Raw genomic sequence first — 15,468 nt, forward strand, 5'->3', positions numbered from 1 at the left:
CATAACGACTCGGGTTCAGGTGGGAAACTCAGATGTGCGTGGAAATTGTGTAATCACCTGAACGGGTGGTGCCGTTGAACCCCGAGCATCCCGGTTCACGGATGGAGAGAAACGATTCGCCGCCACCTGTAAGAGGTGTCGCACGTGTTGACGGCAGAGAAGTGCCCTCTTCCGTATAGGTCACCGCCCCGGAGTCGCTCGCCGTCGTTCGCCCGTTCGCTTGAGGAGCGTCGGAGGAGTGTGCGCAATTCCTTCACGAACAGGCGGTCGTACGAACAGAGAAGGGGGACGGCCCCGTGTCCGGCATTCGGGTGAAAGGGCAGAACCTAATGCCGGGCGGCGAGTTGACCAGGGGGCTCCTCGACGGGGCGATCGGTACGAGAAGGGTTAATCGTGATCAAGAAGGTTCTGGCTACGGGCGCTGTCGCCGCCTCCATCCTCGGTCTCGGCACGACGCAGGCCATGGCCATCGCCAACGACGGCGGCACCACCACGGTCAACGGCAACGGCGCCTCGCAGGCGTACGGCAACTCCGAGACCCACGGTGACTGGAGCCCGCAGTTCGCGCTCATCCAGGGCTCGCTGAACAAGCCCTGCATCGCCCTGCCGGCCAAGGCGAACCTCGGCTCGCTCATCGGCATTGTGCCGATCACGGTCCAGGACATCAACGTCCTGTCCTCCCCGCAGAACCAGCAGTGCACCGAGAACTCCACCCAGGCCAAGGGTGACGAGGCGCTGTCGCACATCCTGGAGGACATCCCGATCCTCTCCGGCAACGGCGCCGGCAACAACTGATCCGCAGCCGCCCTACTCGGGCCCGAGTCCTCGGAGTTCCTCCACCGAGCGGCTCGGGCCCGTCGCCGTTCCGGGACGCGCGCACGGGTTTCCCGCATCAACAAGTGACCCCTGGGCGGCCGGGCCCCGTGCCCGTAACCGGTGGGCCCCGGACGGTGAATGCCGTCCGGGGCCTTTTCGCGGCCCTTGGCCTCGCGCTTTCATGAAGCGGGCGGCAAGGTGAATGAGCCGCGCGCACAAGATCCCCGACAGAGTCGCTCAAGGAGTGAGGAGGTGGACGGCGGGGAGATTCCCGGCCTGTGCGGCATCCTGGTCGACGCTCAGCCCCGTGTACGCGCCCAGCGCGGTGAACACCAGGGTGGGCAGGCGCGCGCCGTGCTGTTCGTAGGAGGCGGTCACCTCGTCGGCGGTGGCGTCGGGGATGGAGGGGAAGACGGCGCCGGCGGCGGTGAGCGCCGCGTCCAACGCCGACTCGTGGCCGGTGGTGGTACCGAACTCTGCGCGCCGTATCACCTCGTCGCCTTCGACGTGCAGGATCGCGGCGGGCGGGCTGTACAGGTTCCGGCTGGCGCACAGGATCTCTTCACCCGGGCCGGGCCTCATCGAGGGGACACGGTGGAAGCCGGTTGCCCAGGTCGCGGCGTGGTCGTTCTCCGGCACATACGTCCACTCACCCTCGCTGCCGTACATCGCGTAGGCGTAGCGGGTGGGGTCGTGACCGGGCGGGGTGGGCCGGCTACGCAGTTCGGCCAGCGGGGTTCGGGCGGCGAGCTGATCGAGGTCGGCCCCGAGGTTGATGAGGAACTCGTCAGGGTCGATGCCTCGGGCGAGGGTGAGGGAGATGCCGCCGCGCATTCCGGGGACGGGCGTGGCGGTGTGGGCGTGGGCGCCTATCCAGGTGAGGCCGTTGGTCATGGAGGGGGGCCGTTCGCTGGTGGGGTGGGGCCGAGCTTGACCTCGCGCTTTCATGAAGCGGGCTTTCCGACGGGTGGGCAGGTAGACGAAAAGCGCCTCTGAACAGCAAGAATGCGAATTGTCGAGGCTTTGTTCCTGCCACCGCCGGAGGCACTTCCCAGGTGAAGAAGCGTATCGGGTCCTACCCACGCGTCCGCATCGAGGGCGGTGGCCGGGCGGTGCTCTCGCAGGCCGGGGGCGTGCTGCTGGTCGAGACGGTCCGCAAGGCCGGCTTGGACACCGCGATATCAGCGGCGGTGGCGCCGTGGCGGAAGGCTCGGGCGGTGCACGATCCGGGCAAGATCCTGCTGGACGTGGCTCTGGCTGGCGGTCGCGCTGGGCGGGGACTGCCTCGCAGATGTCGGAGTGCTGCGGGCCGAGCCGGCCGTGTTCGGGCCGGGGGCCTCCGACCCAACGGTCTCCCGCCTCATCGACACCCTCGCGGCCTCCGGGGAGACAGCTCTGCGGGCCATCCGTGCCGCGCGGGCCGACGTTCGCCAGCAGGTCTGGCGGTTGGCCGACCGGGAAGTGCCTGATGCGGGCGGGACGGTGACCGTGGACCTCGACGGGGGCGCCTGGGTCGCTGAACTCACCCGGTGACGTCCTGGACGGCCGGCCCAAGGGCATGCGGCTGATCGTCACAAGAGAACGACCGCACCCCGGGGCCCAGTTGCGGCTTACCGATGCGGACGGCATGCGGCTGACGTGCTTCGCCACCAACACCTCAACACCCGGAGCAGTGGAGCCCGGCGCCACCCCGAGACGACACTCGGGCCCTCGGCCTGCACAGCTTCGGCCCACGGCACGAAAACGGTCCACCGACTCCGTCGGCGGACCGTCATGAACTTCGAGGTTAGGGGTCAGCATCGCGGAAGGCGTCGGAGAAAGTCGTCCCACCGCAGTTTCCCGAATGCGACCGGATCGTTGATCAGGGAGAAAGCGGCAGAAGTCACAGGTAAAGAAAGCTTGTGTGCGGCACGGGAACGTGACCGAAACAGATGCCGCGCAGAAGGGAACCAGAAAAGTGAAGTACGCGAAGACCGCCGCCCTTGTTGCCGGTTCCGTGGCTGCCCTCGGAGCGGCCGCCCCCGCCTTCGCCGCTACTACGCCCACGGCCCCCAACTTCAGCCTCGACAGCGGCCTCAACCAGGTGATGGCCAGTGCCCCGCAGGTCGTGGACCCGGTGGTGGGCGCGGTCGCCGAGACCGCCGAGGCGGTCTCGAAGGACGGCACGGTCGGCAAGCTGGCGGGCCAGGCAACCGGGGTGGCCGAGGGTGCCGCTCCGCTGCTGGGCGGAGTTCCCCTCGGCGGCTGACCGCCGCAGCACGCTCTTTCCACCTGGTTCTTTCACCGATCCGTATCACTCCCTCAGAAGGGCTCCTTCATGTTCAAGAAGATCATGGCCTCGGCCGCCGTCGCCGCCTCGATCGTCGGTGTCTCCGCCGCTGCCGCCGCACCCGCCATGGCCATCGCCAACGACGGCGGCACCACCACGGTCAACGGCAACGGCGCCTCGCAGGCGTACGGCAACTCCGAGACCCACGGTGACTGGAGCCCGCAGTTCGCGCTGATCCAGGGCTCGCTGAACAAGCCCTGCATCGCCCTGCCGGCCAAGGCGAACCTCGGCTCGCTCATCGGCGTCGTGCCGATCTCGCTCCAGGACATCAACGTCCTGTCCTCCCCGCAGAACCAGCAGTGCACCGAGAACTCCACCCAGGCCAAGGGCGACGAGGCGCTGTCGCACCTGCTGAACGACATCCCGATCCTCTCCGGCAACGGCGCCGGCAACAACTGAGACCGGGTAGACCGGGTCCGCTCCGGCCGACCCGCGTGGGGCCAGTCCGTCCGTACGGCGATCGTTCTTCGCCGGACCGGATGGGCTGGCCCTTCGTCGTGAACCAACGCCTCCGGCCGGGTTGTCCGGTTGGGCCGGATGCCGCAGCGCCGGCTGACGACCCGGTCCGGGCCGGGTAGGGCCTCCGTATGAATCCGTACGACAGTCAGACCCCCCAGGGCGGCGAGCGGTCGCCCGCGTCGGGCGGCACACCGATCTACGACCGGCTCGTCGCCGAGTGGCAGGCGGCCGGAGGCGTTCACCCCCTGCCGGAACCGCACCGGGACCAGGCGCCCCGGTGCGGCGGTTTCGTGCCGGCGGCGCGCACGTCGGACGAGGGTTCCGGACCGGATGCCCCCGGAGGATGAGGCCCCCGGGCACCGGGGAGTGGCGTCGACCTTGCGCCGGAACGAACCCATTTGAGTGGTGCTGCGCAACCGATCAGGGGTGGTGGCAGTTGATCAGTGCGTTCCACAACGGGACGCTCCGAAAGGTGAAGTTGATGAAGAAGATGATGGCCGGCGCTGCAGTGGCCGTGTCCCTGCTCGGTCTGTCCGCAGTCGCGGCTCCCACGGCCATGGCGATCGGCAACGACGGTGGCACCACCACGGTCAACGGCAACGGTGCCGAGTCGGAGATCGGCAACGCCGAGACGGAGGGCAACTGGAGCCCGCAGAACCAGCTCGTCCAGGGCACCCTGAACAAGCTCTGCGTCGGCCTGCCCCTCAAGGCCAACGTCGGTTCGCTCATCGGCATCGTGCCGATCACGGCCCAGGACATCAACGTCCTGTCCAACCCGCAGAACCAGCAGTGCACCGACAACTCCACCCAGGCCAAGGGCGACGAGCCGCTGTCGCACATCCTGGACGACATCCCGGTCCTCTCGGGCAACGGCGTCGGCAACAACTGACGCACCACAGCCTGAGGTGTCGAGTGCGGGCGGTCCGGAGATCACACTCCGGGCCGCCCGTCCTCGTTTCGCGACAACGGCCCCGTCGAGCGCCGCGGGTCGCGCACCGCACGGGTGAGGCCCACCACTCCACGGGGGGTGGTGGGCCTCGTCGTGTGTCCGGGGCGGCGGAAGGGCTCCTCAGCCCAGGGAACGGACCGGGAGCAGGCAGTGGGCGGCGGTGCGGACGACCTCCACGTCGGTGGCGAAGGCCCGCAGCCGGTCCTCGCTGACCGGCTGCCCGGGCACGGCGTCCGGCCATGGGCTGGTGGCGAACATCCCGTAGACCTGGCCCTGGGCCTGCGCGGCGGCCAGCCACTCCGCCGGGGCGGGGTACTGGGCCGAGAGGTGAGGAAGCGTCAGGACGGCCTGCCCCGCCTGGACGAGGAGTTTCGCCTGGATGGCCGGGGTCTCGCCCGCGTCCTGAATCGGGCCGCCGACGCGGAGGCCCGCGCGCTCCAGCATGGCGCGCATCGCCTCACGGCCGACCACCGGACCGTCCTGCCCGTCGCCCAGCGAATAGGCGAGGAGGAAGGCGGTGTCCTGGTCGGCGTCGGGCTGCCGGCCGCTCCAGCCGATCAGGATCTGCGTGCCCAACTGGGCCTGGGTGAACGTGCCGGTGGAGGCCTGGGGTGTGGTCATGCTCGGCACCCTAACGGCCCCGGACCAGGCTCTATGTATGCGTATCACCCGATCGGGGGAGATCTGCGCCCAACTCCGGCGAACACCCCGGCCGCGCCGCCTCTATTGGAGGTGCGCGGAAAAGCTGTTGACGCCGCTCCCCGGGGTCCGGCTAATCTGGCCACTGTTCCGGGCGTCGCCATGACGCCCGCGGCACGGAGACGGAAAGAACCAGGAGGTGAGGACATTGATGACTGTCGTTGCGATGGGCACTGCCCACAACCGGAAGAGCATCGTCCTCATCCCCGTGGCCACCGGCTGACCGACTTCCCTCATTCCCGCGCCGAGCGCGCGTGCCGGGGCCACCCTGTGAAGGGTTTCCCTTGTCTTTCTCGTTCCTCACCGCTCCTTCCTCCTCGCACCCGCTGACTCCGTACGGCTGGGACGAGGACTGGGCGGCTGCCTTCTCCCCGTACGCCGAGCAGGGGCTCGTGCCGGGACGCGTCGTGCGCGTGGACCGCGGTCAGTGCGACGTGATCACCGCCGACGGCACCGTCCGCGCCGACACCGCGTTCGTGGTGCCCCGCGACCCCATGCGGATCGTCTGCACCGGCGACTGGGTGGCGCTCGACGCCGGCGGCGATCCGCGCTTCGTCCGTACGCTGCTGCCCCGCCGTACCGCCTTCGTCCGCTCCACCTCCTCCCAGCGGTCCGAGGGGCAGGTGCTCGCCACCAACATCGACCACATCGCCATCTGCGTCTCGCTCGCCGTCGAGCTGGACCTCGGCCGCCTGGAGCGCTTCCTCGCGCTCGCCCTGTCCAGCTCCAGCGGCGCCGCCCTGCTCGGTGACGGCCGGGACGCGGGCCACACCCCCGAACCGATCGTGCTGCTCACCAAGGCGGACCTGGTGCCCGACGCGGTCACACTCGCCCACCTCGTCCAGGACGTCGAGGCGATCGCCCCCGGCGTCCAGGTGCTGCCGGTCAGCTCCACCACGGGCGAGGGCCTCGACGTCTTCGGCGCCGTCGTCTCCGGTGGTACGAGCGTGCTGCTCGGCATCTCCGGCGCGGGCAAGTCGACCCTGGCCAACACCCTGCTCGGCCAGGACGTCATGGACGTACAGGCCGCCCGGGACGTCGACGGCAAGGGCCGGCACACCACGACGACCCGCAATCTGCTCGTCCTGCCGCACGGGGGCGTCCTCATCGACACCCCCGGGCTCCGCGGAGTGGGCCTGTACGACGCCGGGACCGGGGTCGGCGAGGTGTTCTCCGAGATCGAGGAGCTGGCCACCCGATGCCGGTTCCACGACTGCGCCCACCAGGCCGAACCGGGGTGCGCCGTCCTCGGCGCGCTGGCGGACGGGGTCCTGCCCGAGCGGCGGCTCGACAGCTACCGCAAACTGATCCGCGAGAACCAGCGGATCGTCGCCAAGACCGACGCCCGGGTGCGCTCCGAGATCCTGCGGGACTGGAAGCGCAAGGGCGCGGAGGGGCGCGCGGCCATGCAGGCCAAGCGCGGCCGGGTGCGGTAGCCCGGAGCGGCAAGTTCAACGTCCGAAAACCGCGAGTGCGGCGGCCGCGGCTGCCGCACACTGGACGGTGTGATGGACGAACGGACCAGGTACGAGGCGGTCAGCAGCCGCGACGCGCGGTTCGACGGCGCGTTCTTCTTCGCCGTCGTGACCACCGGCATCTACTGCCGGCCGAGCTGCCCCGCCGTCACGCCCAAACGCGCCAACGTGCGCTTCTACCCGACCGCGGCGGCGGCCCAGGCCGGTGGCTTCCGGGCCTGCCGCCGCTGCCGGCCGGACGCCGTGCCCGGCTCCGCCGACTGGAACGTCCGCGCGGACGTCGTCGGCCGCGCCATGCGCCTCATCGGCGACGGCGTGGTGGACCGCGAGGGCGTCCCCGGACTCGCCGGGCGGCTCGGCTACAGCGCCCGGCAGGTCCAGCGCCAGCTCAACGCCGAGCTGGGCGCGGGACCCGTCGCGCTCGCCCGCGCCCAGCGTTCCCACACCGCCCGGGTGCTCCTCCAGACCACCGGGCTGCCGGTCACCGAGATCGCCTTCGCCGCGGGGTTCGCCAGCGTCCGGCAGTTCAACGACACCGTCCGGCAGATCTACGCCCGCACGCCGAGCGCCCTGCGCGCCGAGGCCGGTACGGGACTCGGCGGCGGACGCCGCGAGGGGACCAGGGCCGGGATCCCGCTGCGGCTCGCCCATCGGGGCCCGTACGCCACCGCCGCGCTGTTCGACCTGCTGGCCGCCGGCGCGGTCGCCCGGGTCGAGGAGGTGACGGGCCCGCCCGGCCGCCGCGTCTACCGGCGCACCCTGCGACTGCCGTACGGGGCCGGGCTCGTCGCGGTCGACGAGGCCTCGCCCGGCGGCCCCTGGCTGGAGGCCCGGATCCAGCTCACCGACCTCCGCGACCTGACCACCGCCGTCCAGCGGGTGCGCCGCCTGTTCGACCTGGACGCCGACCCGTACGCCGTGGACGAGGCGCTGGCCGCCGACCCCCGGCTCGCCCCTCTGGTCGCCGCCCGCCCCGGGCTGCGGTCGCCGGGCGCGGCCGATCCGGAAGAGGCCGCGGTGCGGACGCTGGTGGGGCGCGAGGCCGCCGGGGAGCTGGTCGAGCGGTACGGGAAGGCGCTGGACGTGCCGTGCGGCGGGCTCACCCATGTGTTCCCGGAGCCGGACGCGCTCGCCGGTTCCGCCGAGGACCCGGCCCTCGCCGCCCTGGCCGCCGCGCTCGCCGACGGCGGGCTGCGGCTGGACGCCGGGGCCGACCGCGACGAGGCGGAACGGACGCTGCTCACCCTGCCCGGGATCGGCCGCCGCACCGCCGCCCTGATCCGGATGCGGGCGCTCGGAGACCCCGACGTGGACCCTTACGGAACGCCGGGCGCGGAGCGGTGGCGGCCCTGGCGCTCCTACGCGGTACGTCATCTGGAGGCGGCGGGGGCGGGGGCGGCGGTCCCCGGCTGACCGGGGCCCCGGGGCGCTCCCGTCAGCCCCAGAGCACCGCGCCCAGCCAGGCGCCCGCCACCAGCAGACAGCAGAACAGCTCCACCAGCACCGCATAGCCCGTCGCCCGCATGACCGAGCGCACCGACGCCCAGCCCGCGCCGCGGCTCCCCAGCCGCAGCCGCTCGGCGCCGAAGATGGCCCCCACGTACCCGAGGACCCCGCCGACCACGGGCACGACGAAGAACCCCACGATCCCGGCGACCCCGCCGATCAGCAAGGTCCGGCGAGGCGCCCCGGACTCGCCCGGGCGGCGCGGTGGCAGCAGCGGTTTGAGTGCCTGGTTCAGCAGCATCAGCGCCGTCGCGCCGATCAGGACGCCCCAGGCGGCCGGCGCCTTGTCCGTCAGCGCCCACCACAGCACCGCCGCCCAGACGATCGCCTGACCTGGCACGCCCGGCACCAGCACCCCGACCAGGCCCAGCAGCATGACCAGGCCCACGGCGACGAGCTGCCACACACTCATCTGACCAGCCTGCCGGAGAGTGCCCCGCTCCGCCCGTCAGCGCACCCCCGCCCACCCGCGTCGACCTGCGTCGACGCCGTCTCAGGCCGACCCGGTACGGGCCACCCAGCCACGCTCGTACGCGTGCCAGCCCAACTGGAGCCGCGTCGATACCCCCGTGAGCTCCATCAGGCCCTTGACGCGGCGTTGCACGGTCCGCAGCCCCAGATCCAGCTGCTTGGCCACGCTGGCGTCCGTCAGCCCCGCCAACAGCAGCGACAGGATCTCCAGATCCGTCGGATCCGGCCCGACCCCGTCCTCGCGCACCCCGCCGCCGCCCTCGCCCAGCCGCAGCGGCATCGCCTCCCGCCACACCGCCTCGAAGAGGCCCATCAGCGACTCCAGCAGACCGCTGGCGTGCACGACCAGAGCGGCGGGCTCCGCGCCCCGAGCGGTCAGCGGGACCATCGCGAGGCTCCCGTCGGCCACCACCAGCTTCGTCGGCACCCGGTCCACCACCCGGCACTGCTCGTCCCGGCTCAGCGCCGCCGACAGCTCCAGGATCCCGAACGGCGTCGACAGCACCTCGCGCTCGACCACCACCCGGTAGCTCACCCCGCGCGACGTCGCCCGCTCCTCGGACTCGTTCTCCATCCCGGTCACCGCGATCGGCTTGCCCGTCACCAGGGCGCACACCTCCGAGACCGCCCCCAGCTGCAACTGGTGGAAGCGCTGGGCGACGGCGCTCGCGCCCGTCACCACCTCCACCAGGTCGTGCACCGCCGGTTCGCTCGCCTCGGCCCGGTACTCCTCGGCGAGCAGCGCGGACGCCAGCTCCGCCTGCTCCAGCTCGTGCCGCTGCTGGATCAGCAGCGCGCCGAGCGCCACGCCGGGCGGCGCCGCCACCCAGCGGCCCGGCCGCGCCGAGGACTGCGCGGCCAGGCCCTGCTGCTCCAGCCGCCGCAGCACCCGTTCGGTGTCCGCCTCGGGCAGCGCCAGCCGGTGCGCGAGATCGGCGAGCTCCGCCGCTCCCGCCGCGACGAGCGCGCGGTACGCGGTTTCCTGTCTCTCGTCGAGACCTATGGCCCCCAGCATTCTCCGACCTCCCCGGGTGTGGTGATCGCGCATCGAGGCGCCCCTGCGACGGGTCCCGGGTGGCGGGTAGAGGCCACGGCGTAAACCCGCCGCCCACATCATCCCCCGTACCCCCGGCCCCTCAGCCACGGTGGCGCCACCGCAGCACCAACAACTGCCGGGATGCGGCCTCTTCGGCTGTTTCGTTCAGGAATGAACTGGAGAGAGCGATGCGCCCGATATCGCGTACGGCACTCGGAGCGGCGACCGCCGCCGTGCTCGCCGTCACGGTGATCGCGCCGTCGGTGGCCGCGCCACCGGACGAGCGGGACCCGAACAGACCGATCACCGGGAGCGCGGCCACCGCCGCCGATGCGTCGATGCCCGGCACCCTGACGCTCGTCACCGGTGACACGGTGCTGGTGACCACGGACGAATCGGGGGCGTCCGCCGCCACCGCCTGCCCCGCGCGGACGGCAGCGTGCGGCGCCCCGCTCACCCCGCGCGGGGTGAGCGCGGAGCGGCTCTCGACGTCATCGACGGACTCGCGCTGAAGGCCGACAAGAAGCGGGCCGCCGAGTTCCGGGCCGACCTCACCGCACCCCGCTCCCGTTCGGGGCCGGGCTCAAGAAGCTCTGGCTCGATCGCAAGGTTCAGGCCAGTCTCGACAAGTCGATGAAACAGGTCGGCGCCGACCTCGCCCGGGCCGCCGACTACGACGGGACCGGCGCCAGGGTCGCCGTCCTGGACACCGGGGCGGATGCCGACCACCCCGACCTCCAGGGCCGGATCACCGCGTCTGAGAACTTCACCGACACCGACACCACCGACGACCGCCAGGGCCACGGCACCCATGTCGCGATCTCCGCCGCCGCCGCGGGCGGCCGGGGCACGGGCGCGTAGCGGTCCCTGTCCGGTACGTCGATGGCGGCCCCGCATGTCGCGGGCGCCGCCGCCGTGGTGAAGCAGCGTCACCCCGACTGGACCGCCCAGCAGACCAAGGCGGCCCTCGTCTCCTCGGCACGGAGCGCCGTCCCCGGCGACGTACGCGAGACCGGAGGCGGCCGTCTCGACGTCGACCGCGCCGTGCGTACGCCCGTGCTCGGCGCACCGGCGGTACAGGGCGGCACCTTCAACCGGCCGCAGGACAGGAGCGACCGCACCACCGTCGCCGTGCCCTACACCAACACGAGCGGCCAGCCGGTCCCCCTCTCGCTGAAGGTCGCGGGCGTCACCGGGAACGACGGCTCGACCGTCCGCTCCACGATCGCGTCGCTCGGCCGGAAGTCCGTCACCGTGTCACCGTGCCCGCCGGGGCGACCGTCGAGGTGCCCCTCGCGCCGGCTCCCGACTCCCCGGGACGCCGCTCACTCGGACCCATGCGCGCGCCACATTTTCCCGATGTCCCGTTTTCGGGCCGCCTTCGCGGTGGACAATATGGGCATGAGTCAGCAGGGGGAGAAGCCCGCCGCCCACGAGGACGACTGGTGGCGCAAGCTGTACGACGAGACCGCGCACGACACCGGTCCCGGCCGTGCGGCCGACAGCCTCGACGACCGCTTCGACTCCGTGTCGGACACGGTGAGCAGCCGGGTGAGCAGCCCGGTGGGCGACCACCGGGCTGCTGTGCCCGAGACCGTCCGGGACCCGTACGGCGACGCGTACGAGGACCCGTACGCGGACGCGTACCGGCCGCCGCCCGAACGGAGCCGGCCCGTGGTGGCGCAGCGGGAGCCGTTGCCGGACTGCGTCCCGGACCCCGTCCCGGACTCTGTCCCGGACCCCGTCCCGGATCCTGAAGCGGCTCCGGAGCTCATGCCCGACCCCCGGTCGGCCTGGGACGCGTATGCGAAGCGCGACCGGCAGCCGGAGCGGGCCGCTGATGCCGAACCGGAGCGGAATCCGGCTCCGGCACCGGAGCCCGACCGGCAGCCGGCGCGGGCCACTGATGCCGTGCCGGAGCCGGAGCCGACCCCCGTGCCGGTGCCGAAGCGGAATCCGGTGCCGCATGCGGCCGCACCCGCCGGGCCGGAGCCGGCCGCCCCCCGCACCACCGTCTTTCCCGCCCCCTGGGAGGCGCCCGCCGGGCAGCCGGGGCCCCGGACGTTCGCCGCGCCGCGCGTGCCGGAAGCGCCCGAGCCCGCCCTCGCGCCCGACCCCGGCGCCCTGCACGCACTTCCGCCGGATCCCGCCGACGGCGAAGCGACCGGCGGCCGGCCGTCGATCGGCCACCTCGGGGACCGGCCGCCCACCTACGACGCCGAGCCCGCCGCCCTGCCCTCCGCCACCTCGGAGAACCTGGACGGCCTCGCCCCCGACACCGTCCTGGACGGCGCGCGGTACGGGACGTACACCCTGCGCACCGCCTCCGTACGCGGTGACTCCGCCCGCTTCCGCGGAGAACCCCGGCGCGACGGGCTGCTCACCGCCCGCTTCGGGGCGGCCGAGAGCGCCCTCGTCCTCGTCGCCGTGGCCGGCGGCGACCGGGCCGGCGAAGCGGCGCACCTCGCCGCGGCCGACGCCTGCCGCTGGATCGGCGGTGCCGTCGCCCGCAGCCACCTCCGGCTCTCCGAGGACATAAGAGCGGGCCGCCGGGACGATTTGAGGGCCGGGCTGCACCGGCTCACCGACCGTACGTACGGCAAGCTGCGCGCCCGCGCCGCCGAACTCGGCATCGCGTCGGGCGCGTACACCGCGAGCCTCCGGTGCCTCCTGCTGTCTGCCGACCCGGACTGCCGCACCCGGGTCTTCTTCGGCGTCGGCGGCGGCGGCCTCTTCCGCCTCCGCGACGGACGCTGGCAGGACCTGGAGCCCCACGTCCCGGAGGGCGGCGGCCCGCCGGCGGGTGACGAGCAGGAGGAGGGCCCGGACGGTGACCGGCTGACCATGGACCTTCAGATCGCCGCACCGTCGTCCCCGAACGCCGACGGACCCGCGCGGCAGCCCGCCGAGCCCTTCCGCTTCCGGGCCTCCGTGGCCCGCCCAGGCGACACGCTGCTGCTGTGCAGCAACGGACTCGCCGAGCCGATGCGCGGCGAGCCGGCGCTCCCCGGCGAGCTCGCCGAGCGCTGGGGGAGCGCCGGACCGCCCGGACTGCCCGCCTTCCTCGCCGACACCCAGCTCCGGATCAAGGGGTACGCCGACGACCGCACCTGCGCCGCGGTCTGGGAGGCGTAACCGCGCACGCCGTGGGTTGATGGATTCCGGAGCTCGCCGCAACGGTGTTTCGGGCTCCGGAGTCCGGACAACCGAAGTGCACGGAGCACGGGCAAGGAAGGGTGCGCACCCATGGCCAAGCAGAACGTGGCGGAGCAGTTCGTCGACATCCTCGCCAGGGCAGGTGTCAAACGCCTGTACGGCGTCGTCGGCGACAGCCTGAACCCCGTCGTGGACGCCATCCGGCGTAACCCGGCCATCGACTGGATCCACGTCCGCCACGAGGAGACCGCCGCCTTCGCGGCCGGTGCGGAAGCGCAGGTCACCGGCGAGCTCGCGGCCTGCGCCGGCTCCTGCGGGCCGGGCAACCTGCACCTCATCAACGGCCTGTACGACGCGCACCGCTCGATGGCCCCGGTGCTGGCCCTCGCCTCGCACATCCCCTCCAGTGAGATCGGTCTCGGCTACTTCCAGGCGACCCATCCGGAGCTGCTGTTCCAGGAGTGCAGCCACTACAACGAGATGATCTCCAACCCGGAGCAGATGCCGAGGCTGCTCCAGACGGCGATCCAGCACGCCATCGGGCGCGGCGGCGTCAGCGTCGTCTCGATGCCGGGCGACATCGCCTCCAAGCCAGCCCCCGAGAAGAGCGTCGAGCACGCCCTCGTCACCGCGCGGCCGACCGTACGGCCCGGCGACGACGAGATCGACAAGCTCTGCCGCATGGTCGACGAGGCCAAACGGGTGACGCTGTTCTGCGGCAGCGGCACGGCCGGGGCGCACGCCGAGGTCATGGAGTTCGCCGAGAAGGTCAAGTCCCCGGTCGGGCACGCGCTGCGCGGCAAGGAGTGGATCCAGTACGACAACCCGTACGACGTCGGGATGAGCGGGCTGCTCGGCTACGGCGCCGCGTACGAGGCGACCAACGAGTGCGACCTCCTCGTCCTGCTCGGCACGGACTTCCCGTACAACGCCTTCCTCCCGGACGATGTGAAGATCGTCCAGGTCGATGTGCGCCCCGAGCACCTCGGCCGCCGCTCCAAGCTCGACCTCGCGGTCTGGGGCGATGTGCGGGAGACCCTGCGCTGCCTGACGCCCCGGGTGAAGCCCAAGTCCGACCGCAAGTTCCTGGACCGGATGCTGAAGAAGCACGCGAACGCCCTGGAGGGCGTGGTCAAGGCCTACACCCGCAAGGTCGACAAGCACGTCCCGATCCACCCCGAGTACGTCGCCTCGGTGCTGGACGAGATGGCCGACGAGGACGCCGTGTTCACCGTCGACACCGGCATGAACAACGTGTGGGCCGCCCGCTACCTGACACCCAACGGCAAGCGGCGGGTGATCGGTTCGTTCAGCCACGGCTCGATGGCCAACGCCCTGCCGCAGGCGATCGGCGCCCAGTTCACCGACCTGAACCGGCAGGTCGTCGCGATGTCCGGCGACGGCGGATTCTCCATGCTGATGGGCGACTTCCTCACCCTGGTCCAGCACGACCTGCCGGTGAAGGTCGTCCTGTTCAACAACTCCTCGCTCGGCATGGTCGAGTTGGAGATGCTGGTGGCGGGCCTGCCGTCCTACGGGACGGACAACGCGAACACCGACTACGCCGCCATCGCCCGTGCGGCCGGCGCCTACGGTGTACGCGTGGAGAAGCCCAAGCAGTTGCAGGGCGCGCTCAAGGACGCCTTCAAGCACAAGGGGCCCGCGCTCGTCGACGTGGTCACCGACCCGAACGCGCTCTCCATCCCGCCGAAGATCAGCGCGGACATGGTCACCGGCTTCGCGCTCTCCGCGAGCAAGATCGTGCTCGACGGCGGAGTGGGCCGGATGCTCCAGATGGCCCGTTCCAACCTCCGTAACGTTCCCCGTCCTTGAGTCGGTGGGGGCCGGCCTGACCCTGCCCCTCAGGCCGCTGCTGACGTCAACTCCGGCGCACACGCCAGATGTTGGCCGGAGCTGCGCCTGTGCGGTGATGGCGTGCGCGGGTGGGATGTTCCGTGCGCCCCTCGCCGCTCCTGACCGTTCACCTCTTGACGAGTCGACAAGCGTGACCGTGTACGTACAGGGGCATGCATCTCGTGAGGCTGTTCGACGAGCGGCCGGGTCAGAGGAGGTCGGTCCACTGTGCGGGCGGGGGAAATGGCGAAGCGTCAGAGAAGGACCGCGGTCATCGAGGGGCGTGGCCCCCGTGGCCGGAGACCGGGCGAGGGGCCACCGCCGACCCGGATGCGCCGCAGGGTGGGCCACACCGAACGGTCGGCGGTGGGCGAAGTGCGCCGGGAGCTGCGGGAGTTCCTCCGGGACAGCTCCGACGAGGAGCGGACCGAGGCGGCGGAGCTGCTGGTGAGCGAGCTGGTGACCAACGCTCTCATCCACACCCGGCACGGGGCCGTGGTCACCGCCACGGCGACGCCGGCCCGACTGCGGGTGGAGGTCCAGGACTTCGCCTCGGAGGATCTGCCCGCGCCGTACGTACCGAACGCCGACGACGGTACGCACGGCAGGGGCCTGATCCTGGTCCGGAGTCTGGCCGACGCCTGGGGCGTGGAGGCACAGGCCCTGGGCAAGGTCGTCTGGTTCGAGCTGCACGGCGGAAGGTCCTGAGGGGCCCTCC

The 15,468-nt window shown here is 72.0% G+C and carries 16 protein-coding genes and 1 pseudogene; 13 read left to right on the forward strand and 4 right to left on the reverse strand.

What is annotated here, in order from left to right:
* Positions 1-393: 393 nt before the first annotated feature.
* Positions 394-795, forward strand: coding sequence for a rodlin (locus AB0F29_RS22845; RefSeq protein WP_361874722.1), 402 nt, complete (start codon positions 394-396; stop codon positions 793-795).
* Positions 796-1,053: 258 nt separating this feature from the next.
* Here the strand turns inward: AB0F29_RS22845 and AB0F29_RS22850 are convergent, their stop codons facing one another.
* Positions 1,054-1,710 carry a hypothetical protein gene (locus AB0F29_RS22850; RefSeq protein WP_361874725.1) on the reverse strand — a complete coding sequence of 219 codons (657 nt, stop codon included), beginning with the start codon at positions 1,708-1,710 and terminating at the stop codon, positions 1,054-1,056.
* 161 nt (positions 1,711-1,871) lie between these two features.
* Here AB0F29_RS22850 and AB0F29_RS22855 point away from each other — a divergent pair.
* The 5 genes and pseudogenes from AB0F29_RS22855 to AB0F29_RS22875 all read left to right on the forward strand — a co-directional run.
* Positions 1,872-2,476 (forward strand): annotated as a pseudogene (locus tag AB0F29_RS22855) (transposase); the annotation flags it as partial.
* Positions 2,477-2,773: 297 nt separating this feature from the next.
* Positions 2,774-3,064, forward strand: a complete 291-nt coding sequence (locus AB0F29_RS22860; protein ID WP_361874728.1) for a hypothetical protein — start codon at positions 2,774-2,776, stop codon at positions 3,062-3,064.
* 69 nt (positions 3,065-3,133) lie between these two features.
* Positions 3,134-3,544 (forward strand): rodlin, encoded by a 411-nt coding sequence (locus tag AB0F29_RS22865; RefSeq protein ID WP_018956796.1) that lies wholly within the window; start codon positions 3,134-3,136, stop codon positions 3,542-3,544.
* A 188-nt stretch (positions 3,545-3,732) separates the two neighbouring features.
* Positions 3,733-3,951: a hypothetical protein gene (locus tag AB0F29_RS22870; protein ID WP_361874732.1), complete on the forward strand. Its 219-nt coding sequence runs from the start codon at positions 3,733-3,735 to the stop codon at positions 3,949-3,951.
* 134 nt (positions 3,952-4,085) lie between these two features.
* Complete coding sequence (locus AB0F29_RS22875) at positions 4,086-4,493, forward strand: rodlin (RefSeq protein WP_361874734.1); 408 nt, start codon at positions 4,086-4,088, stop codon at positions 4,491-4,493.
* Positions 4,494-4,673: 180 nt separating this feature from the next.
* On the opposite strand, the gene AB0F29_RS22880 is transcribed toward AB0F29_RS22875, so the two are convergent.
* Positions 4,674-5,174, reverse strand: a complete 501-nt coding sequence (locus tag AB0F29_RS22880) for a DUF5949 family protein (RefSeq protein ID WP_361874737.1) — start codon at positions 5,172-5,174, stop codon at positions 4,674-4,676.
* Positions 5,175-5,536: 362 nt separating this feature from the next.
* Between AB0F29_RS22880 and rsgA the strand changes: the two genes are divergently transcribed.
* Both rsgA and AB0F29_RS22890 read left to right on the forward strand, forming a co-directional pair.
* On the forward strand, positions 5,537-6,688 hold the full coding sequence (rsgA, locus tag AB0F29_RS22885; protein ID WP_361874740.1) for a ribosome small subunit-dependent GTPase A: 1,152 nt from the start codon (positions 5,537-5,539) through the stop codon (positions 6,686-6,688).
* A gap of 72 nt (positions 6,689-6,760) precedes the next feature.
* A complete protein-coding gene (locus AB0F29_RS22890; protein ID WP_361874743.1) occupies positions 6,761-8,140 on the forward strand; it encodes an AlkA N-terminal domain-containing protein in 1,380 nt (459 codons plus the stop codon).
* A 22-nt stretch (positions 8,141-8,162) separates the two neighbouring features.
* Here the strand turns inward: AB0F29_RS22890 and AB0F29_RS22895 are convergent, their stop codons facing one another.
* Entirely contained in the window at positions 8,163-8,645 is a 483-nt protein-coding gene (locus AB0F29_RS22895) for a DUF456 domain-containing protein (RefSeq protein ID WP_361874746.1), read from the reverse strand.
* A gap of 81 nt (positions 8,646-8,726) precedes the next feature.
* Complete coding sequence (locus AB0F29_RS22900; RefSeq protein WP_361874749.1) at positions 8,727-9,719, reverse strand: helix-turn-helix domain-containing protein; 993 nt, start codon at positions 9,717-9,719, stop codon at positions 8,727-8,729.
* Between the two features lie 209 nt (positions 9,720-9,928).
* Between AB0F29_RS22900 and AB0F29_RS22905 the strand changes: the two genes are divergently transcribed.
* The 5 genes from AB0F29_RS22905 to AB0F29_RS22925 all read left to right on the forward strand — a co-directional run bounded on the left by AB0F29_RS22905 (position 9,929) and on the right by AB0F29_RS22925 (position 15,458).
* Complete coding sequence (locus tag AB0F29_RS22905) at positions 9,929-10,252, forward strand: hypothetical protein (protein WP_361874752.1); 324 nt, start codon at positions 9,929-9,931, stop codon at positions 10,250-10,252.
* Between the two features lie 121 nt (positions 10,253-10,373).
* Positions 10,374-10,601, forward strand: a complete 228-nt coding sequence (locus AB0F29_RS22910; RefSeq protein ID WP_361874754.1) for a S8 family serine peptidase — start codon at positions 10,374-10,376, stop codon at positions 10,599-10,601.
* 21 nt (positions 10,602-10,622) lie between these two features.
* Complete coding sequence (locus tag AB0F29_RS22915; protein WP_361874757.1) at positions 10,623-12,875, forward strand: protein phosphatase 2C domain-containing protein; 2,253 nt, start codon at positions 10,623-10,625, stop codon at positions 12,873-12,875.
* Between the two features lie 111 nt (positions 12,876-12,986).
* Positions 12,987-14,729 (forward strand): pyruvate dehydrogenase, encoded by a 1,743-nt coding sequence (locus AB0F29_RS22920; protein WP_361874760.1) that lies wholly within the window; start codon positions 12,987-12,989, stop codon positions 14,727-14,729.
* Positions 14,730-15,092: 363 nt separating this feature from the next.
* Positions 15,093-15,458: an ATP-binding protein gene (locus AB0F29_RS22925; RefSeq protein ID WP_361875071.1), complete on the forward strand. Its 366-nt coding sequence runs from the start codon at positions 15,093-15,095 to the stop codon at positions 15,456-15,458.
* The last annotated feature ends 10 nt before the right edge of the window (positions 15,459-15,468 follow it).

The sequence above is a fragment of the Streptomyces sp. NPDC026589 genome, assembly GCF_040638385.1.
GTDB lineage: Bacteria > Actinomycetota > Actinomycetes > Streptomycetales > Streptomycetaceae > Streptomyces.